The sequence below is a fragment of the Shewanella sp. 38A_GOM-205m genome (assembly GCF_000518445.1).
Taxonomy (GTDB): Bacteria; Pseudomonadota; Gammaproteobacteria; order Enterobacterales; family Shewanellaceae; genus Shewanella; species Shewanella algae.
The window spans coordinates 4,925-25,742 of the sequence record NZ_JADP01000031.1 but is presented as its reverse complement, the minus strand read 5'-3'; the positions used below and the strand labels follow the sequence as shown (position 1 = coordinate 25,742).

19 protein-coding genes and 1 pseudogene are annotated in these 20,818 nt (G+C 52.9%); 3 read left to right on the top strand and 17 right to left on the bottom strand.

All coding sequences use genetic code 11. The features are described from left to right. Positions 1-248: 248 nt before the first annotated feature. The 4 genes from N512_RS0115945 to speFL all read right to left on the bottom strand — a co-directional run bounded on the left by N512_RS0115945 (position 249) and on the right by speFL (position 5,392). A complete protein-coding gene (locus tag N512_RS0115945; protein ID WP_028780971.1) occupies positions 249-1,403 on the bottom strand; it encodes a porin in 1,155 nt (384 codons plus the stop codon). Positions 1,404-1,480: 77 nt separating this feature from the next. After that, positions 1,481-2,800: a putrescine-ornithine antiporter gene (gene potE, locus N512_RS0115940; protein WP_028780970.1), complete on the bottom strand. Its 1,320-nt coding sequence runs from the start codon at positions 2,798-2,800 to the stop codon at positions 1,481-1,483. A gap of 58 nt (positions 2,801-2,858) precedes the next feature. Continuing rightward, positions 2,859-5,024, bottom strand: a complete 2,166-nt coding sequence (gene speF, locus N512_RS0115935) for an ornithine decarboxylase SpeF (protein WP_025011933.1) — start codon at positions 5,022-5,024, stop codon at positions 2,859-2,861. Between the two features lie 269 nt (positions 5,025-5,293). After that, positions 5,294-5,392 carry a leader peptide SpeFL gene (gene speFL, locus N512_RS24860; RefSeq protein WP_352167380.1) on the bottom strand — a complete coding sequence of 33 codons (99 nt, stop codon included), beginning with the start codon at positions 5,390-5,392 and terminating at the stop codon, positions 5,294-5,296. A 440-nt stretch (positions 5,393-5,832) separates the two neighbouring features. Here speFL and N512_RS0115930 point away from each other — a divergent pair, with 440 nt between their 5' ends. Beyond that, positions 5,833-6,168: a YkvA family protein gene (locus N512_RS0115930; RefSeq protein WP_025011932.1), complete on the top strand. Its 336-nt coding sequence runs from the start codon at positions 5,833-5,835 to the stop codon at positions 6,166-6,168. Between the two features lie 36 nt (positions 6,169-6,204). Here N512_RS0115930 and N512_RS0115925 read toward each other — a convergent pair whose 3' ends face one another. From N512_RS0115925 to N512_RS0115890, 8 genes are all read right to left on the bottom strand, one after another. Continuing rightward, positions 6,205-7,263 carry a porin gene (locus tag N512_RS0115925; RefSeq protein ID WP_028780969.1) on the bottom strand — a complete coding sequence of 353 codons (1,059 nt, stop codon included), beginning with the start codon at positions 7,261-7,263 and terminating at the stop codon, positions 6,205-6,207. A gap of 103 nt (positions 7,264-7,366) precedes the next feature. After that, entirely contained in the window at positions 7,367-8,332 is a 966-nt protein-coding gene (locus tag N512_RS0115920) for a formate dehydrogenase subunit gamma (RefSeq protein WP_028780968.1), read from the bottom strand. An 18-nt stretch (positions 8,333-8,350) separates the two neighbouring features. Beyond that, positions 8,351-8,974 carry a TorD/DmsD family molecular chaperone gene (locus tag N512_RS0115915; protein WP_028780967.1) on the bottom strand — a complete coding sequence of 208 codons (624 nt, stop codon included), beginning with the start codon at positions 8,972-8,974 and terminating at the stop codon, positions 8,351-8,353. Next, positions 8,971-9,519, bottom strand: coding sequence for a 4Fe-4S dicluster domain-containing protein (locus tag N512_RS0115910; RefSeq protein WP_025890007.1), 549 nt, complete (start codon positions 9,517-9,519; stop codon positions 8,971-8,973). Before N512_RS0115910 ends, N512_RS0115915 begins: the two co-directional genes overlap by 4 nt. An 11-nt stretch (positions 9,520-9,530) precedes the next feature. Continuing rightward, positions 9,531-11,732, bottom strand: a complete 2,202-nt coding sequence (locus N512_RS0115905) for a molybdopterin-dependent oxidoreductase (protein ID WP_025011929.1) — start codon at positions 11,730-11,732, stop codon at positions 9,531-9,533. 116 nt (positions 11,733-11,848) lie between these two features. Beyond that, on the bottom strand, positions 11,849-13,291 hold the full coding sequence (locus N512_RS0115900; protein WP_028780966.1) for a disulfide bond formation protein B: 1,443 nt from the start codon (positions 13,289-13,291) through the stop codon (positions 11,849-11,851). 9 nt (positions 13,292-13,300) lie between these two features. Further along, positions 13,301-13,468: a hypothetical protein gene (locus N512_RS24555; protein ID WP_164489371.1), complete on the bottom strand. Its 168-nt coding sequence runs from the start codon at positions 13,466-13,468 to the stop codon at positions 13,301-13,303. A gap of 32 nt (positions 13,469-13,500) precedes the next feature. Next, a complete protein-coding gene (locus N512_RS0115890; protein WP_025011927.1) occupies positions 13,501-14,463 on the bottom strand; it encodes a LysR family transcriptional regulator in 963 nt (320 codons plus the stop codon). A 336-nt stretch (positions 14,464-14,799) separates the two neighbouring features. Between N512_RS0115890 and N512_RS0115885 the strand changes: the two genes are divergently transcribed. Then, entirely contained in the window at positions 14,800-15,369 is a 570-nt protein-coding gene (locus tag N512_RS0115885; protein ID WP_037475286.1) for a hypothetical protein, read from the top strand. A gap of 49 nt (positions 15,370-15,418) precedes the next feature. Here N512_RS0115885 and N512_RS0115880 read toward each other — a convergent pair whose 3' ends face one another. From N512_RS0115880 to N512_RS0115860, 5 genes are all read right to left on the bottom strand, one after another. Then, complete coding sequence (locus N512_RS0115880) at positions 15,419-15,997, bottom strand: YSC84-related protein (protein WP_028780964.1); 579 nt, start codon at positions 15,995-15,997, stop codon at positions 15,419-15,421. A gap of 208 nt (positions 15,998-16,205) precedes the next feature. Then, positions 16,206-18,266 carry a S9 family peptidase gene (locus N512_RS0115875; RefSeq protein WP_028780963.1) on the bottom strand — a complete coding sequence of 687 codons (2,061 nt, stop codon included), beginning with the start codon at positions 18,264-18,266 and terminating at the stop codon, positions 16,206-16,208. Between the two features lie 68 nt (positions 18,267-18,334). Then, a complete protein-coding gene (locus tag N512_RS0115870; RefSeq protein WP_028780962.1) occupies positions 18,335-19,192 on the bottom strand; it encodes a hypothetical protein in 858 nt (285 codons plus the stop codon). 58 nt (positions 19,193-19,250) lie between these two features. Further along, a complete protein-coding gene (locus N512_RS0115865; protein ID WP_025011925.1) occupies positions 19,251-19,637 on the bottom strand; it encodes a nitrous oxide-stimulated promoter family protein in 387 nt (128 codons plus the stop codon). A gap of 139 nt (positions 19,638-19,776) precedes the next feature. Next, positions 19,777-20,136 (bottom strand): DsrE/DsrF/TusD sulfur relay family protein, encoded by a 360-nt coding sequence (locus N512_RS0115860; RefSeq protein ID WP_025011924.1) that lies wholly within the window; start codon positions 20,134-20,136, stop codon positions 19,777-19,779. Positions 20,137-20,406: 270 nt separating this feature from the next. On the opposite strand from N512_RS0115860, the pseudogene N512_RS24855 reads away from it, so the two are divergent. Then, positions 20,407-20,818: pseudogene (locus N512_RS24855) on the top strand (hypothetical protein); the annotation flags it as partial.

Below are 20,818 nucleotides of genomic sequence, written 5' to 3'. Positions count from 1 at the left end.
GCGCGGCTGCATCCACTGAAGCCGCGGGATGGCAAGTATCCTAACGGTTTAGGAGTAAGCTTTCCAGAAGTGCGCCATGATGCCGGTTGTTTTGAGTGGAGCCTTGGGGGGCATATCTCCCGCCAATCTTTTCGGTTTCAAGTAAAAAAAACCACCCTGGAAGGAAGTGGGGTCAGGGTGGCCGAGCGTGCCTGGCAAAAAGGGTACTGCCAGCAATGGAGCGGGAGTGTGCCGCTATAGAAGTTCAGTTAAAAGAAGTAGTTGATCCCCACTGCGAAGTTATTGTCCTGGGCGGCATCTTCGGCCGGGTCATCCATGTCGCTGAAGTCAAGTTTGGCCTCAAAGAACATCACAGTGTCTCTGCTGTATCTATAGTGCAGACCCACCATGGCAAACTGGCGACGCCAGTCCCCTTGAATGGCGCTGTGCTGATCTGTATCCAGATCCAGGTAGCTGAGCATGGCAATGGGCACAAAGCCGTTGTCGTATTGGTAGGCCACCATCAGTTCGGCGCCGGTGGCGTCGTACAGTTCACCGCCAACCAGTTCGTTGTTGTCACTCTTGTGGGCGTTGAAACCCACATACAAACCGCTGGCTTCACGGTTGGGTGCATAGTGATAATAGTCGCCATACATGGCACCTATGCCTACTATCTGGTTGGTCACCTTGAGTTCGGTACCTTCCAGGTGGCCATCGATATCACCACGGTTGAAGCCGGCCAGCAGTTTGAACTTGTCAGTGACGCTGTAGGTCAGGCTGGCACCGTAGCTGGAATCAAAGTCCAGTTCAGAGTTGGCCAGTGGTTCGCCGTTGCTGTCCTGTACCGAGACCTCACCATCTTGCTTGGCGGCGTATTGCAGTGCCAGATGCAGTGGGCCAAAGTCATTGCGGTATTGGAATGCGGCATCGGCGCGCCCTGTGCCCGTCAGGCCACCATCGCCGAAGGTGTAAGCGCCGACGGCATAACCTGCCACGACATTGGGTAAGTCAGTGGTACCGGCCACATCATAATAGGCGCCCCACTGCTTCCCGAAGGTCAGGCTACCCCAGGTATCGTGGGACAGACCGACATAACCCAGGCGGTTGTTAAGGAAGTCATCGGTTTTCTCTGCGGCGAGTCTGCCACCCTGTAGCACCAGATTGTCATCACTGGTGACCATATTGATGCCCCATTCGGTGACGGCATAGGCGGTCCAGCCGTTGCGCTCTTTACGCTCGAAGCTCAAACGTATCCTTGATGTGTCGTCAATTACCGAGGTCTCGTGGCCATCATTGTAGGCGGCGAAACCCAACCAGCCGCTGATGCCAAAGCTATTGGTATCATCGTTGTACAGATCGATTGCCTGGGCTGAGCCGCAGAGCAGCAGCGCAGGGATTGCCAGCGCCAGTATTGTCTTGTTCATAGTCCACCTCATCCAATATTGTTATTGATTTAACTTTTAGGTGGGCGCGCACGCAGGGGAGTGCACACCCGTAAGCCTTAAGCGTGTTTCAATTTTTGCTTGTCGTTTTTGTTGGAAATAATGCCGAACAGGGTCCAACCGAAGAAGGTTGCGATAGAACCCAGCATTACGGCGGTTTCCCCTGAGCTATAGAGGGCATAGAAGCTGTACAGGGCACCAATTACCGCCATAAAGTTGGCAATTCGGGCCTGTTTTACAGGGATATTCAATTGCTTTTGCATCACACCCAGAGCAGCCATGGAAAGGATGTAAGGGATGATGTTGGTGACCACGGCCAGGTTAACCAGCGCCTCAAACTGTTTGCTCAGCGATGGGCTGATGGTCATCAGTGACAGTACCGTTTGTACCGAAACGATGATCAGCATGCCGACAACCGGGGCGTCTTTCTTGGTCACCTTGGAGAAGGCTTTAGGGAAGAAACCTTCATCGGCAGATGACTTGAACACCTGGGCGATGGTGAACTGCCAACCCAGCAGGGAACCGGTACAAGAGATGATGGCGCAGGCCATGACGATAGAACCGATAGTGGGGTTGAACATTTGCGCAAAGGCCAGACCGAAAGGTGCGTTGGACAGCGCCAGCTCACCGTTGGGCACAATACCGGCGATCACGTTGGTAGAGATGATGTAGATAACCGCTGCACCTATGGTGCCGCCCATTACCGCGATAGGCACGTTTTTCTCTGGGTTCTCTACTGCTTCAGAGTTGGCACAGGCAGATTCCAATCCCAGGAAGGCCCACAGTGTCATGGCGATTGAGCCACCCAGAGCCTTGAAGAATGGCATGTCGTGGGGGTTCCAGGCCGCTTTGTACAGGTCAAAGTCGAACCAGAACCAACCTATGAGGGACACCCCGATAACCGGAATGATAATCCCCCACACGGTAACACTGGATACCTGACCTGTGATGCGGGCACCACCGAAGTTGGCCACAGTGGCCAGCCAGAGCACACCTATGGTGGCCAGACAGATAGCGATGGGGCTGAGTTCGACACCGAACAGCACGGCACCATAGCCCACGGCGGAAATCGCGATGGCCACGTTGGCGATCAACAGAGATACCGCATAGGTATAGTTGGCCATAAAGTTGCCACTGCGACCGAAGGCATACTCGGCATAACCGCCCATACCACCGGATTTTTTGCTGAACATACCGCACTTGGCAAAGGCGTAGGCCAATGCCGTTGAACCCGCCGCCGTCACCAACCAGGACAGAATTGAAATCGTTCCCACCTGAGCCAGCTGGGTTGGCAGCATAATGATACCTGAGCCCATCATGTTCACTATGGTGAGTATGGTTAGCTGAACCACGCCAATTTTATTATTTGCTTTGCTCATAATTATTTACCTAAGTCATGTTGCCAGGTGGCGGGGCGCCATGCCCCGCCGCTTATGGTTAAGCTTTCAGGACATAGCCCATGGCCTGTTGCCGGCCTTCAGGGGTTTGTTCCAGATACACACCCTGCAGCTCAGGTGAGAAACCCGGCAGCAGATTGATCCCTTCTTCCAGGGCGAGGAAGTAACGTTGAACCGCGCCACCCCAGATCTCGCCGGGAACCACACAGAGCACTCCCGGTGGGTAAGGCAGGGCGCCTTCGGCCGCGATGCGACCTTCCACCTGTGACAGGGGCACCAGCTCCACATTGCCGCGGATAAACTCTATGTTGGCTTCCTGTGGGTTCATCACGGCTTTGGGGAAGTGGGCCTGGCGGAACATCTCTTTTTGCAGCTGTTTTACATCATGGCTGACATAGAGATCATGCATCTCCTGACACAGCTGGCGTATGGTGTAACCCTGATAGCGTTCCTTGTTGGCGTTGTAGACATTGGGCAGCACTTCAGACAGCGGCGCATCTTCATCGACCAGCTTCTCGAAGCGGGCAATCTGAGATACCAGATGCTGCATCTTGGCCATGTTTTCGGCCGGGGTGATCAGGAACAGAATCGAGTTGAGGTCGCACTTCTCCGGAATGATGTTATTTTCACGCAGGAAGTTGGCCAGAATCGTTGCCGGAATACCGAAGTTGGTGTACTTGCCGGTTTCGGCATCGATACCCGGAGTCGTCAGCAGGAACTTACAAGGGTCGACGAAGTATTGGCCTTTCTCATATCCCTCGAAGGCATGCCATTTCTGACCGGGTTCGAATTCGAAGAAGCGCAGGTCATCGGCCATCTGTTCGGTTTCATGATCCTGCCATGGGGTACCTTCTATCATTGGCGGAATGAACGGCTTGATATATTTGCACTTTTTCAGCAGCAGCTTACGGGCTTCGATACCGGCTTTCACCGCCTCACGCCATAGGAAGCGGCCACTGGCGCCTTCGTGCATCTTGGCGTTGACATCCAGTGCGGCAAACAGCGGGTAGAAGGGGCTGGTGGAGGCGTGCAACATAAAGGCGTTGTTGAAACGTTTATGGTTGCAGTATCTGTCCTGGCCCTTGATATGGCTGTCTTTCTTGTGGATTTGCGAGGTTTGTGAGAAACCGGCCTGCTGTTTGTGTACCGACTGGGTCACCAGGATCCCCGGATCTTCTGCGGTCAGCTCCAGCAACAGCGGTGAGCAGTCGTTCATCATGGGGATAAACTGCTCATAGCCCACCCAGGCGGAGTCAAACAGTATGTAGTCACACAGGTGACCTATCTTGTCCACGACCTGACGGGCGTTATATATGGTGCCGTCGTAGGTACCCAGCTGGATTACCGCCAGACGGAAGGGGCGCTTGGCATCGGCACGGCTGGGGTCAACCTTTCGGACTTCTTCGCGCAGATAGTTTTCGCTGAAACAATGGGCATCGATACCGCCGATAAAGCCGAAGGGGTTACGGGCAGTTTCCAGATAAACCGGGGTAGCACCGGCCTGGATCAGCGCTCCGTGGTGGTTTGACTTATGGTTATTGCGGTCAAACAGTACCAGATCGCCCTTGGTCAGCAGCGCATTACACACCACCTTGTTGGAGGCTGAAGTGCCGTTGAGGACAAAGTAAGTCTTGTCGGCATTGAATACTTTGGCTGCATGCTTCTGGGCATCACAAGGGGCGCCTTCGTGGATCAACAGGTCGCCCAGTCTGACGTCGGCGTTACACATGTCGGAGCGGAATACTGTTTCGCCAAAGAAATCAAAAAACTGACGGCCAACAGGGTGCTTACGGAAGAACTGGCCGCCTTGGTGTCCTGGGCAGGCAAAGGTGGAGTTACCCATTTCCACATATTTCTTCAGTGTACCGAAGAAAGGTGGCAGCAGTGCCTGCTCATACTTATTGAGCGCGGTTTCTACCTGTTTGCCGTAAAACTCAGTACTGCTGCTGGCGCACAGCTCAAATACGCCGGTAATGGAAGAGCAGATATCATCGGGAAAGGCTTCTTCACAACATACGGCAACGAAGATCGGCAGTTTCAGGCCTGTGTTATTGATTTTGTCGACTATACCGTTATTAACGTCTGTGACTGAAACAACCACGGCACCAATATCGCAAAAGTCGGTAGTTAATACGTTGACCACTTCTCTTTCAGTATCAAAACAAGAACGAACAGATAAACTTGCTGCAATTTTTAGTGATTTCATAAAATAACCTTATTTAAAAAAGTCAGCAGGGCTCGTATCGGAAAATAAATTCCAATATTAAAATTTAGATAAAGTCAGCCCTGGGCTGATATATTCAAGCAGCGATATTTATGTAAGGCGTAGAGATACCATGACGAATGCTTCGTCAGAGAATAAGGTATAAGAAAGCCTTACCGTTACGCGTGCAGGATATTACCGGCCGAGTAAAAGCAACTAATTGTATGTATTGGGGATGCTAAGGAGATGGATGCGCGGAGCAGCCTATCTCCTCAGTCAGCGATGATTGAGGCGGGGAAAAAGTAGGAGTAGTCAAAATAGTCACGATGGGTTGGCATCATGATATGTCGGGTGCGCCTTATATGCGCCATGATTTTGGACTTTCTCTTCATATACAACTCCATTACGTTTAGAGAAAAGCACTGGTGATAACTTAATTGCGAGTTTATATCCGGCCAAAAAATAAAAGTATGAGCTAAGTCATAGTTCCAATCACTTGTGAAAAAGTGTATCTGCTTATTTTAAATTTTTATTGTTTTTAATGAGTTGTACCAAAAACTTACACTTTATATTTATATATTGTTTTGGTTATACATAAAATAAGGAACATGTAAAATAAATGGATATGTATGATATGTCGATATATTTGAGATTATATTTCGATTATTTGATTAAATATTCACTTTATTAAGACTGTTGCATAAAGGTAAATGAGTCGGCGGATTATTCCAGTATCAACCATTTGTATGGTGCTTGACGTTGTCGGGGCTTGGGTTGAATACTGTCCTCTATATCGGCAGTGGAGAGTGAGATGGAACAAGAGCAGTACAGCGACAGTGGTTTCTGGGCCAAACTCAAGGGTTATGCCAGGCAGGCCGGCAGGGAGGTAGTGCAAAAGGCGCTCTGGCTATACTATGCCGCCCAAAGACCCGATACCCCCAAATGGGCCAAGACGGTGATCTTTGGCGCCCTGGCGTATTTCATTACTCCCTTGGATGCCATTCCGGATCTGACGCCCTTGGTGGGTTTCAGTGATGATCTCGGTGCGCTGGCAGCGGCACTGACCATGGTGAGCCTCTACGTGAATGCCGAGGTGAAGCAGGAAGCCGATCAGACGCTGAAGCGCTGGTTTGGGGATGAGCAGTAACTCAAGGTTGGCCGTCCCTGGCCCAATGGAGAAGGTTCAGAAGCGCCAGTTCAGATCGAAGTCGTAGCGAATGCCTATGGCAATGCTCTTGTCGGTGGCACCTTGTTCGTTGTCTTGCTGCAGGTACTCCAGGTGCAGGCGTACATTGCCGGCGGGGTTCCATTCCAGCGTGGTGTTGAAGCCCTGATAATCCAGGCTGATATCGGGCTCCAGGCCATCATCGAAGCGGAAGTAGCCCAGCTTGAGTTTGTAGTCCTGCCACAGCGGGATGGCCAGTGCGGCGTCCAGGGTGCTGCCGTCCCTGTCTTCGGAGCCTGTCAATTGATAGTCTTTATACTGGTAGGCGAGCGCCAGATAGATGCCGTTGTCGAAGCTGTAGGCCAGTGCGGCGGCGCTGGTCTTATCCTTGCCGGTTTTTAGCTCACCCTCGAAATTGTCCTGTTCCAGATAGCTCACCCCCAGATGCAAACCCTGCCAGTCAAAGCCCAGACCCGCATTGATGGCATCGGCGCCGCTGTTATCGCCTTCACCATCGAAACGTGCCGAGGCCATCAGGGTAAAGTGCTGTAACTTAAACTGGTACAGCGCCAGATTGTCGGCGAAGAAGGGGCTTTCCTGGTTGTAGGCAAATGGGCTGTTGGCGTTGTTGAATATGTCTGTGTATTCGGCCACCAGGGTGTATTGTACCGGCCGCTGGCGGCCGAAGCTGAGTTGACCATAGGGTGAATCTACCCCGGCAAATGCCAGCCTGGCATCGCCGAAGCTGCCATCACCATTGAGGTTGATTTTCCATTCACCCTGAGCCAGCAAGGCCCAGCCGGGGGCAAATTCGGTGCGCCCCTTGACGCCGATGCGGGACAGGGCATCGCCCACATCCCACTCATCTGTGATGTCACTGTCGCTGTAAACCAGGGTCGGGCGCAGTGAGCCATAGAGACTGAAGCTGGTGTTTTCGGCGCTGGAGCTGACTTGTTGCTGCTCCAGGCGTTGCAGGCGCTGGTCAATCTGCTGCCAGTCACCGTTGCTGTTATTATCGGCCGCCATTGCTGTCAGCGGCAGGGCACAACTGAGTAAATACAGGGAAGATGTTCGCATCTGTTTGTCCCTCATTTGGGTATAGGGATCCCCGACCCATCAGGGCCGTGGTTGCCATAGGTTTGGAAAACCCTCCCCCGGGAGCAGGAGGAGGGCGCAGGGGTTATTTGCCTTTGGAGAGGCTGTCGTACCAGAGGTTGTGGTGCTGTTTCGCCCAGTTTTCGTCGCACTTGCCGCTGAGCATACATTCCATACCGCCTTCAGAGATCACTGTGGCCATATAGATATGCACTATTGTAAAGGCGCCGAGTACGAAGGCACTGACTAGGTGGAGGATCAATGCCAGATTGGCACCGTCTTTGGTGGCCACCAGGCTTGGGAACATAAGCACCAGACCCGAGCCGACCATCAGGGCACCGAACAAGGCGAAGCACCAGAACCAGAGTTTTTCACCGGCATTGGCAAAACCGGCATCAGGATGCTTGCCCTTGAAGGGGCCGAAGTTCAGATAGCCGCCAACCACTTTGAGCCAGCCGATATCACAGGCTTCCGGCAGCTGCTTACCGGCCCATTTGACCACCATGACCGCCCATCCCAGGATGAAGGGGAAGGCCATCAGGTCGTGCATGGCTACCGAAGTACCGATAAAGCCGGTCCAGTGGGAGGCGCCCATGTTGGGTTCCAGCCAGAAGCGGCCGGCAACCATGATAAGGCCTGTGATGATCAGCAGCAGGCAGGCGATGGCGCCCACCCAGTGCACCAGCACATCCATGCCACTCCAGCGGTCGACCTTTTTGCCGGAAAAGCCCTGGCTCAGCTTGGCTTTACCATTGATGGCCACGAACAATGCCAGCAGTACTATCATGCCAAAGAAGCTGTAGCTCAGGAGGTCGGCCCACCAGGAGGCCGGCGCCAGAGTATCGAGATACCCTTGATTGACGGGGGGCAACGCGTCCGGGAACTGTGCCTGTTGCGGCATGCCCCTGAGTTCAGGGATATCGCCCTGAATCGCCACTTCCTGTATCGGTTGCCACTGTTGTGGCTCGGGTGTCAGAGTGTCGGCGGCCAGCAGCGGTAAGCTGAATACTAAGGCCACAGCACCTGAGATAAAGGCATTTAAACTTTTCATGTCAAATCCTTAAACATCTTAATGATGCTTTGCAGTCGGAGTCTCGACCCCGGAATTCTTCAGTCTGGAAGTGAGGAAGTCTTCCAGCGCCTGGGCATAGCAGCGCCAGAAATCCAGCCGTGCATGTTGGCTGATCCCCTGGGCAAACGCCTGATACCAGGTGCCCAGGTGTTGCTCGAGGAAGACTTGCGCCAACTGCTCCAGCTCATCGGCCGCGGCCGGGTCTTCGTTTTGCTGCTGATGGCGCAGGGCCTCGGCACAAAACAGAAACTCCAGCTCATTGCCTATATAGTCCGCCGGTTCGTTGAAACCTGTATCTGTCACCAGTCCCAGCTGCTGGTAGAAGTCGGCGACCTCCAGAGTGCGAACCGTATGGATCTGCCGGCCGACATCGCGGTAGACAGACTCATAGGGAGGCACCAGCAACTTGGTGGGACCGATACACATACGGTTGAAGTCACACTCAAGTTCCAGAGGCTCTGATTGCCATTGTTTGGCTTGTTGGAGCAACTCTGGATAGCGCTGCTCCTGTTCCAGCCAATCGATAAGCCGCTTGAGCGATTCAGGGCTTGAGGGGGAAAACAGCATTCCCTTCAAGGCCTGATAGCCGCTGGCGACCGGACCGAGGTCGAGATGTGTCATGGCCGCTCCTTGATGATGACCATATTGGGCTTGGTGATGCAGTCGCCGTAACCTACGCCTTGTTTACTGGCTGAAGGTTTCTGGGCCAACACCTGCTGTACTCTGTCGGTATCCAGACACTTGACCGGACAACCGTCGACACAGGCGGGCTTGAGACCCTGATCGATAAGCTCAATACACATGTTGCACTTGGCGGCTTTGCCATCGGTTTTCAGCATGACTACCGCATCATAAGGGCAGGCACTGACACACAGGCCGCAACCGGTACATTTCTCGCGGTTGAGTACTACCAAACCATCGTCACGCACTGTATAGGCCTGAGCCGGGCACACCATGAGACAGGCCGGGTTGCCGCAATGCATGCAGGAATGACTGAGCCACACGTCCACCATGCCGTCGTCACGTTTGACTTCGTAGCGGTCTACCTTGCGAAAGCGCACGTCTTCCGGCAGCTCATTGTGGATCTGGCAGGCTATGGTGCAGGCTTGGCAGCCGACACAGTTTTCCTGTCTGAAGACGAATCCGAGTTGATGTTTGTTTTCCATGAGGATCTCCTTCAGGCTTTGGCCAGTGCCACGCGGGTTGAGTGATAGGCCGAGCAGCCGCCCATATCGGTCAATTTATCTGTGGTCAACGAGTTGGTGCAGCCTTCGGTGCCGTTGGGATTGAGCCTGAGCCAGTTACACTTGGGAGTCATCAGCGAGCCCTCTGGCACACCTGTAGTGACCATGGCCACAAATTTGGCTTCACCTCTGTGGTTGCTGAGTTTGACTGTGTCGTTGTTGGCAATGCCGTATTGTTGGGCATCTTTGGGATTGATCTTGACGTAGTAGGCTGGAATGGCGCGGATATACTTCACGTTGTAGAAGGAGCTATTAACCCGCTGTGGTACCCCGGAAGATAGCAAGCGGAATGGCAACTCTCGCTCTCTGGGTTCCATCTCATCCTCTGGCAGGCCCCAATCCAGTACCGGATGGAAACCGGCATCGGCCATCAACTGAGAACTGAATTCAATCTTGCCGCTTGGGGTTTCATATTTACCGTCGGCCAATACGGGCTGAGGAATGTCCAGCTTGATGTATTTCTCCTTCATCAGCCGGTCATAGGTTACTCCTTTATAGTACTCGGAGTCGGTATCCAGCAGTTCGCGGATCACATCGTCATTGCTTGCCTGGAAGGCGGGGTCTTCAAAGCCCATTGCCTGTCCCAGCTCGCGGAAGAAGGTCCAGTTACACTTGGCTTCACCCAGAGGTTCAATCACCTTCTGGCACACCTGTACATAGTAGCCGTGGTAGTCGCCGACAATATCATCGGTTTCAAACTGGCTAGCAGCCGGGACTATGATGTCGCAGTACTGCAGAGAGTCTGTCATTACCATGTCGTGGCCGACAACAAACAGGTCTTCGCGCTTCATCCCCTCGAGCACCGCATTGGTATCGGGTGCCACAACCACAGGGTTACCGTTGTAGATGATCATCCCGTGGATAGGCTTGCTGGGCTTGTCGTGGCTGGTGGGATTGGTTGGATGCAGCGCCTTGGCCAGCTCTGTCATATTGATCCGCTGGGCATCCGGATTCGGGCGCATGTATTTGCCGCTGGCCTGGTACTGATTCAAGCCACCACCGGCATGAACGTTGTCATAGATAAGGCCATTACCGCGCTTACCGAAATTGCCTGTGACCGCCAGCAGCATGGCGACGGCGCGAGACATACGGGCACCGTTGAAGTTGCGCTGGAAGCCATAACCCATACGCAGCATGGTTTTTTCGTTTTCACCCAGTACCTGGGCAAACTCAAACATCTTGGCTCTGGGGACCCCGGTAATGGCTTCGATTTCGTCGTAGCTGATTTCATCGAGGCGCTTGAGCAACTCGTCGTAGCCTATGGTCTGTTCGGCAATAAATTTATGATTAACAAGATCTTTTTCTACAAGATACTTCATGATACCGGCACACAACTGTACGTCTGTGCTGGGGCGAGGTTGCAGGTAGATGTCGGCCTGAGAGCACAAAGGTGTGCGCTGTGGGTTGACCGCCAGCAGCTTGGTGCCGCGATCCCTGGCCTGGTTGATGAGCTTGATGGCTATGGTGTTGGAAACGACTTCATCGTGTCCCCAGGTCAGATAGACGTCACTGAGCAGCACATCTTCAGGATCCGGGCCGAGGAAGGTGCCGTAGAGTGACTTGAGGCCGTCGTAGGCGGCGTAGGTACATACCTTACGTTCCAGAATGGAGGAACCGATACGGTTCCAGAAACGCTCGCCGGAGGCCGACATACCGATGGCACCATAGTTACCCGAATAGCTGTAAGGCAGAATTGCTTCCGAACCGTGCTCATTGATGATCTGCTTAAAGCGGCTGGCGATCTTGCTGTAGGCTTGATCCCAGGTGATCCGGCGCCATTTGCCTTCACCCTTCTTACCCACCCGTTCCATGGGATGCAGGATACGGTCGGCGGCATAGGTGTACTGAACATAACTTTGCCCCTTGAGGCAGGGTGCCTTGCCAGTCTTGGCCTGTTCCTCGGCGCCGGTGACATAAGTCATTCTGCCGTCCTGAACCCGGAACTTGAGCAGACAGCGGGCGGCGCAGTTACGCAGGCAGCTGTGGTACACGACTTTGCCGTTACGCTTGGCCAGCAGCCCTGAATTGGCTCCCGCCTCTTTGGCATTGGCAACACCGGGAGTCAACCCTGACAGGGAGGAAAGCACGGCTGTGGCGCTGGCCCCCTGTAGAAATGTGCGTCTGTTGATTTTCATAGTCATCACTCACCATAATTTGGACCCTGGGTCCGTTATGATTGTTGGCCCAAGGGCCTTTATAGTGCCGGTTTCCCGGCGTTACCCCGGGGGATACCCCCCGGAGCTAAGGTGCATTACATTACAAAGGTTTGCAGTTGGTTACGGCCATTCACCAGGCTGACAGTCAGCAGTTGACCATCGCGAACCAGCAAGCCCTGTGGGTTGTTTGTGCCAGGCAGTTTCACACCTGAGTGAACTTCACCTGTGAGCAGGTTGAGTTGCATGGCTTCACTTGCATCATTGTTGAGCAGCCAGGCTTGCTCGCCATCGACGCTGATACCCGTCAGTTGTGGCAGCGCCTTGCCTTCAAGCCCCTTGAGATTGGCTTCGGCAGACAGTGTCATGTCACCCTTGTCGAAACGGGATACCACCAAGGCATCGCTGAGTTCGTTGCGGGTGGTGACAGTGACGTATTGATCCAGCGCTTTGCTGTAACCCAGTGCCAGGCTATAACTGGTCTTGGCTCTGACAGTGCTGAACTGACCACGGGCCGTTTCGCCTATACCGTCGCTGCTCTGACTGAAGCGGCGATAGTTCATTTCCCAATTTTGCTCAGGATCCACTACCAGTTCGGCCCAGGCCTTGTTGAACCCCATCACCAACAGGCTGTTGGCCGAGGTAAAGCTGACGCCGCTCAAGGTTTCAATGTGCAGCATATACATGCCGTCGATTTGCGCCTGAGTGAGCAGTTTGAACTGACGGTCGAGTATGTAGACCCAGTTGTCTGAAGTGGTCAGGGCGTAGAGCTGGCTTTCAGGCTGGTAGTCGATGGCGGTTACCCGGCCGGAAATCGCTTCCGGCAATGTCGTTTGACTCAGTAGTCTGGCTTCTGGAGCCGAGGTAAACAGTGCAGCCGTCTTGTTCCAACTTTCCATATCAGGGTTGCTGATGGCATAGGCGCCGCGGGCATCCGGGGCATAGGTTGGCCAATGGTCCAGTTCCCAGCTCATGAACTTGGGATTGAAGGATACGCGGCCTGGACTATCCTGGCCGACGAAGGGAATCGGGCCGGTTTGGGTAAAGGCCTGTACTATGTTGCCGGCAATCACTACCAGGAATACGCCGCAGGCCAATTTTGGCAGGGTGTCCAGCGGCTGTTTGCCATAGGCGTTGCCGGGAAATTTATTGCCCAGGGTCAGCATCAGCAGAGCAACAACCACAAGGACCACGATAAAGACCAGCAGTGCCCAGGTGTAGGTATGGGCGCCCATGATCTTCAATGAGAAGCCCTGGCCTATGTCGCTGCCGAGGTTGATGGAAGTATGCACGGATGCCATAAAGGCACCATAAATACCCAGCCAAACCAGCGCGGCAATATATTTCGGCTTGAGGCCAAAGCGCACAATATACAGAGCGGTCAGCGCCACCAGAATCATTGCCGTACGTTCTTGCCAGCAAAATGCACAAGGGTTATCCAGGAGAATAAATCCGAAAAAGAAACAGGCAATACCTACGGGTAAGGCCATGATGACAATAGCGGCGAAGGATGCCAACTTGTTGAATATATGCTCTTTCATAACGACTCTTTAGTAATTTCCGACTGGAAGTAAAATGCCCCAGGACATCATGATCCAAATAAAGAAACTCATTCCGATACAACCGAAAAGAAGTTTATCTGCCAGTTTTTCTTTTTCTGGTTTCTTATAAACCAGATAAGCGGCATAGGCCGTAATGCAAAATAGTGTGAACTCCATTGGATACCTCTTGTTTCACTTGTGATTTATCTCTATGTGGCCGCAGCCAAACGCCATTCCCGTTCCAGTCCATAAACGAGTTTTGATTTCACCCAGTTGAATGCCGGGGAATTATTAATATTTCCATAAAGAATGTAATTGCCGACGGTACGATGTTCGCTACGGATTTCTTTTATATTTTCAATCATGTTGTCAGATAATCTTCGATAACTGACCGCCGGCAACATGTCGACAAACTTGCGGGTAAATTGATTGCAGCTGAGGGTTATATTGTCCGACTCGGCAAGGATCTGCATCGCGGTGGCAACACTGTCTGTATAACCGGCGACATCCATCTGCAGGCCGTTGTCCCGACACAGATTGACCAGCAAAGGGCAGGTCAGGTCGTTGTAGTTGTCGATTTCCAGCAAGGGATAGTGGGATAGCTGCTCCAATGACATGGATTCGGACAGAATTGGATGATCTTTTCTGGCCAGAATGTAGATATCACCTGTCTCAGAGAAGATTTCATAGTTGAGCCTGGTGTCATCAAAACCTTCGTAAACCACCACGAAATCGACGCCGCCACCAATGAGTTCATTGCTACAGTCATGGCTGAGTGTACGAATGTCGAAACGCAAGTTGGGTGCTTCGGGAAGAATATAGTTATCTATGACTTTATGAACCGCATAGACAAATTCATCATAGGCTCTGATAACAAAATGACCGCCGGATTGGCTGGGGGAAAAGACAGAATGTTGCCTCTCAAGCAGTTGATATTGTTCTACCAATAATTTGGCGTGTGGGATTAACTCTTCGGTCTTTTGTGTAGGAATTAATCCATTTGATTTACGGACAAATAAAGAGTCCATAAAAACATCACGTAGCGCATTTAGTGTACGGGTGACGGCACAACTGGATATACCTAATTCGGCTGCGGCCAAGCTTCCTTGACCGTGCTTATATACAGCGAGTAAAACTTTTAATTGGTTGTAATTAAGGCTGTCAATTTTCATGTAATCGCTCCCCACACTGCTGAGACATTACTATGAATTCATTGTTGGCCTATTGCCAAGATTAAGATCACATTGAGAAATAGTTAATTATTTGAAACATGAATTGCTTCCTATTTTTAACTAAGCGAAAAAACCTTATTTCCGCAGGCGAAATTAACATAGGGTTGTTTTTATTCTCAGGGTGTGAATTTACTCAAGTAATACAGTGAAAGTATTTTCGAGATACTCTCTTGTGACTTTGCTACTTGCGCATGGCAAAAACTTGTTATAGGGATTCAGTTTGGTTTCAAACTGTGTCCTTATAGTCGTTCATTTAATGGAGAAGGAACAAGAATAATGAAACGATTAGGACTGATGGCATCTTTGCTGCTGGCAACGACGGTACAGGGGCAGGAGTTGACTGCTGCCGAGCAGTTTTTTAACCACCTATCCGGTTTATGTGGCAAGGCCTACAGTGGTGAGTTGATCAAGGGGGGCAGCAGCGGCGATGGTTTTACGGGCCAGCCGCTGGTGATGCATGTGCGCCAATGCTCAACAACCGAGATCCGTATTCCGCTGCATGTGGGAGAGGACAGATCCCGCACCTGGGTGATCAGCAAGACGGCCGATGGCCTCAGGCTCAAGCATGATCATCGTCATCAGGATGGCAGCGAAGATGCCGTAACCCAGTATGGCGGTGACAGTCGCAGTCCGGGAACCGAGTCCTGGCAGTCATTCCCGGTGGATGAATTTTCAATTGCCAATTTCAAACAGCATGGTCTGGCCCAGTCGGTAACCAATGTTTGGCATCTGGGGCTGGATCAGCAGAATTTCAGTTATCGCCTGACCCGGGAGAAGCGCGATTTTCTATTGCAGTTCAACTTAAGCAATGAAGTAACGCCACCTCCGGCGCCATGGGGACATTGATAATACTGGCAAATGGGTGAGGCGACTCAGGATCACCTCACCCATGGGCTTATTGCGCTTCGAAGGTAAATGATTGTCCGGCAAGTGCGGCTTCAACCATGAGGCCACCCTTGGCAGCGGTAAACACCGCCATGCCGTTGATATAGGAGGCCTTGGCAGCCTGACTGCCGCCGGATTGGCCGGCTCCGGCCGAGTTGCCTGTAGTACCGGCCTGAGCGTTGGCACCGGCGTTGATGGCTACGGCGGAAGCCTGGGCGCCGAATTCAAAGCTGCCGCTGGTAAAGTCGCGGTAGGCCTGTTCATCCTTAAAGAAAATAATCTCACTGTAGGCCTGACCACCGATTTGAAAACCGATGGAAACCTGAGTCATGCTCGACTCACCGGTATAAACGCCGCCGCGATAGACACGTCCTTTACCATAGGCCGCCCCTATGCCCAGACCTCCCTTGCCGACAGTGGGGAATATGGCGTAACCATAGGCAGAGTCGAAGAATTTATGGGTTTCACTGGCTTGTTTGAAGGTAGCTATGGCACTGCTGTAGCTGTCATTGGCACTGGCCGTCGGGATCAGCAGCAGGCTGCTCGCCAGGGCTAATAAGGCAAACAAGGTACTTGAAATGGCTTTCATGATGAACCTCCAAATTGAGAGTCTTAAGCTCCCCGTCAATGAGAGACTGGGTACCTGTAGGTACTCTTGAGCTTACTTGTCCGGCAGCAAAAATACAGAGGGGGAGACTAAAAAAGCGCCGATAACGGCGCTTTTTGGAGTGAATGTCAGCCAAAGTTCAGTTAACTAGAGCTCAGTTAACCCGGCTGCTAAGACTGCGCCGCCAGGGCTAAGGAAAGGGTTTGCCGAGAACATAATGTTCAAACCAGGCCTGATCCCAGTCCATCTTGGCTTGTTTGTGCTTGTAGCGGCTCAAACCATGACCTTCACCCGGGTAAGTAATCAGTTCCACCGGTACATTCAGGTAATGCTTGAGGGCGCGATATAGCCCCTGGGCGTGGCCCAAAGGTACCCTGGCGTCTTTCTCTCCGATATGGATAAGTGTCGGGGTCTTTATTCTGTCTGCATGCGTCAGCGACGAACCATGGGTATAAGCCTCGGGTTTTTCCCATGGCAAGCCCTGCATAAAATTGACCACATGTCCGGGCGTATCTTCCAGCATCCATTGTAGACGCTGATCGAATACCCCGGCCCCTGAACTGGCGGCCTTGAATCTGTCGCTGCTGGCGATAAGCGCATTGGTCAGATAGCCGCCGTTGCTCCAGCCCATGACGGCCAGCTTGTCGGCATCGACCAGGCCCTCGGCAATCAGCTTGTCCACACCGGCCATGATGTCGTTTACCTCAATCTCGTGTTCATGGCCCACCAGATCAGTGAGGAACTTGTCGCCATAACCGGTAGATCCGCGGTAGTTGGGCGACAACAAGGCCCAGCCGTTGGCGGCGAAAGTGGCACGGCCATAGGATCTGTGTTGCAGTGCAAACGGGGTAGCAGCAGTGGGGCCTCCGTGAATTTGCACAACAAGTGGCAGGGGGCCATCGGCTTTGCGGTAGCCGGATGGTAATTCCAGTATGCCTTCAACCTGAGTGCCATCGGCGGCTTGCCACTTGACTATGCTCAGTTGTGGCAGCAACCAGGAATCGGTTTGCGGATTGATATTGGTCAGGCGTTTGGCCGGTGCTTTGCGCTTCTCGGCGTTGGCGATGAACAGATCGTAGAAGTGATCCAGGCCGTTATGGCTGAACGCCAGTTGCTTGCCGTTGTGACTGAAACTGTAACTGCCGATGACGGTATCATCCTGCAGCAGAGTCCGGGTGTCACCCTGTTCCAGGTCATTGATTTCAGTGCAGTAGAGGCGTACCAGCGCATGATCGGCACCGCGATAGCAGATTTCTTCACTGCCCGGACGCCAATGGATGTCGCCGCCGCTGAGTGTCATATCACCCTGGCGTTTAACACTCAAAGGTGCCTGTTCGGGTTTACTGGTATCACTGATAAACAGCCTGCCGGGATGGCCGTCGAAATCGATTCTGAAGGCGAGACGGCGGTTATCCTCGGCCCAACTCAGCTCCAGCAGCCAGCCGTAAGGAGAGGGCGCCTGTTCACGCCAACGCTTGTCGGCCAGAACCTGGTTGCCGGCGTTTTTGATATCGAAGACTTCTACTTGGGACCAACCTTCCAGATTGACCAACTCGTTGTCTTCTGTGGTGATCCGCGCCAGTTTATTGCCATCATGGCTGACGCTGAACTCCCAAACCACTTTGTCATCATCCAGCAGCAACTGCTTGCGAAAATGGTTCAGATCCAGGCGATACAGGGGATTGGTATCGCGACTGCCGTGAGCATACTCAGGGCCTTGGTGATCGGCGCGCATACCGGCCCAGGGATCTTTGTCTGTCAGGGTCTTATGGGTCATGAAATAGAGCTGGCTGCCATCGTCACTCAACTGGTAACTCTTGACACCACCGGCCTCTTGGGTAACGGGAACAGCTTCACCACCTTGGATAGAGAGACGATAAATTTGCGGTTTGGCGTTGAAGGGCGCCGGCTGCTCGGCATTGCCGCGGCTGCTGAGAAAATAGATATATTGGCCATCAGGGCTCCAGCTGATAGCGCTTTCACTCTCGTTGCTGAAGGTCAGTCGTTTGCTCTGGCGGCTCTTGCTGTCGACCAGCCAGATGTCTTTCTGGGCCTTATCCAGATTTTTGTCCCAGCGCGATTCCAGCCAGGCGGCCATTTTGGCATCCGGGCTGAGCACTACCTGGCCCATGTTGGCTATCTCGAAAAAGTCCTGGTTGGTTATTTTATGCTGCCGCTCTGCGGCCAATACCTGGGTTCCCATACCGATAAGGCACAGGGCCAGCAGGCTGTAGCTGTTAGGCAATCCCATCTCTGTTCCTTTGTTTTTGTTATTAAAAGCCGCATTAGATTAACGTAAAGGTCACAGCCTGGGCGATGTTACTTATCTTTTTTTTCGTGCAGTATCTCATTGAGAAAATCCAGCTCTTCCTTATCGAGAGGCTGTTTGGGTCCAGAGGCGGCTTGAGCACGGGATTCGCGTCCACGCAGATAGGCGGCGCGGGTGAGCTGATTGAGGCCGTAGATGGCCAGCAGATAGAGGGTCAGCAGCAGTGCCAGTCTCGGGATTGCCTGCGCCACAACCGAAAATTGATCGCCGAGAAACAGAGTCAAGAGCACGGCAATGTTACGAACCAACCAGTTCAGTATCAGTGCCAGGGTCAATACCAGCAGCCAGTTACTGCGCAGCTGTTGCAATCTGTTGTCCTGCTGAGCCGATGCATGAAAGTGGCGCTTCATCAGCTGCAGCACCAATATCAGGTACAGGGTGGTTTGCAGTAACAGCAACAGTGGCAACAGCAGGGAACCCCAACTCAGGCTGGGCTGGTAGCCCAGTAGAGCCACACCTGTGACCAGGCTGGGATTGAATAGCCACAGCAACACCACCAGAAACATGGCAAGTATGGACGGCAACAGATGCTTGAGCGGCAACCTTGCATCTACAGTCGGCCTGAGTTGTTGCTTCAGATATTGATACAGGGCCGGCATCAACAGGAAGTACAGCGGCAGTAATAACAGAAACAGCAAATGGATAGGCGCCGGGGTATTGTCACGATTGAACAGGCCGGTAAAGAAATAGAGCGCCATCAAGGCAAAGATGCCTGCGAGCAGCCGACGTTGGCTATGGCTGTCCTGATAGACAAAGCGGGCGTAGATGGATAACGCCAGGCAATGCAGGCCTCCAAGCAGCGACAGCCACCAGTAAGCTTGGGTAAAAATGTCGCTGAATGCAGTCATCTGGCCCCCTTAACGACATTCTTATCTCAGCCGCTTGAGGGGTGCAACAAAAAAGTAGTCAGTTTTTGGCGCACTGCATGCGCTTATGGCGGTTGGAGGCGTCCTTCGGAGGCTTGCCCGGCGCGGCTTTGCGCTCGCACCAGAGGTGGCGCAGTGCCAGTATCGGGTGGCTCAACAGCATTCTGGGACCGGCGTAACGCATCACCTGACGCATCTGTTCTTTGGGTTCAGGTTTGTAGCAGTGTACCGGGCATTTGTTGCAGGTGGGCTTGCTTTCACCGTAGGGGCAGCGGTCGAGGCGGGTGTGAGCGTACTCCATCAAGGCCTGACAGTCGGGGCAGAGGCTGCCATCTTCAGTTCTGGGGTGATGGTCACGGCAGTAGATCCACACCATGGCTGAAACAGTGCGGAACTCGGTCAGTAGTTTTCCTTGCAGCAGTTCCATAGCCTTACCTTGGTAAATAACTCAACTATGGTCATCTTAGTCCTGAGGCGGGGCAGGGTTCAAAGTCAGTGGCAGGAATTATGAAGGTGCGCACAAAATGAAGCTTTATGCGCACCCAAGGTCAAATGACAAGTTAACCCTAGATATGGATAACCTTGTCGGCTTCCAGGGTCCAGCGGCTCAAGTCGCCGAGTGTGCCAATGGCGGCGCCGTCCAGCAGCATGTCGGCCACTACGCCGCGGGCTTCAACACAGGTCTTGCACAGCAGCAAGGGCACACCCTGAGCAGTAAGGATTTCAAACATCTGCTGCAGGTTGTAGCTGAGATCCGGCGTATTCTGACCTTTTACTGCGCCAAAGACAGCGTCTGACATCAGGAATAACTTGAGCTCCACTTCGGTCTGCTCCTGGTCTTTCAGCGCCAGGGCGATACGCAGAGTGTTGAATAATTTTTCTGTGCCATAAGGGCTGGCGTGAGCCACTATCAGTAATTTTTGCATCTGAATCCTTGTTTGCCATTCTTGGGATCAAAACCCTAGGAGTGTACCAGCTTGTATCTGTCGATGGCGCGCCAGGCTTCACAGACTGAGTTTCAATTGCAAAAAGCGCCTAAAAGCGAGCAGAAAAAGCATAAATACTTGATTTATACTAAGACGATACTCTATTAATATCGGTTAAACTCTGTGCAGAGCGGGGTGGCTTTGGCTGATTGCCAATACCACAAAACAGGGCCGCCAGTTGGCCCGGCACTCAAGAAATGGTGGACGAAGATGTTTCAAATTCTGGTCGTAGTACTGTTGGTCGCAGCGGGTATTTTCCTCTATAACCGGGCGCAGCGGCTGGCAAAAGAGGAGCGTGATGAGGCGCTTAAGCTCAAAGACAGAGCTTCGGCCATGCCTCAGGCGCCACAGGCCGAGACGGAAAACGAGACTCAGGAGGAGCACCAGAGTGTCGATCTGGACTTTGCCGAATCGAAAGAGCAAGCCGAACCCAAGCCTCAGCCATCGGCTGAGCAAGCGGTCGCAGAGTCGCCTGAGCTTGAACCTCAAGCGGAAAATATCGCCCCAGAGGTGGAAGTTGGCCGCGCCGAGGTCGAGACTGTCCTGCCAGAGCCAGAGCCAGAGCCAGAGCCAGAGCCAGAGCCAGAGCCAGAGCCAGAGCCAGAGCCAGAGCCAGAGCCAG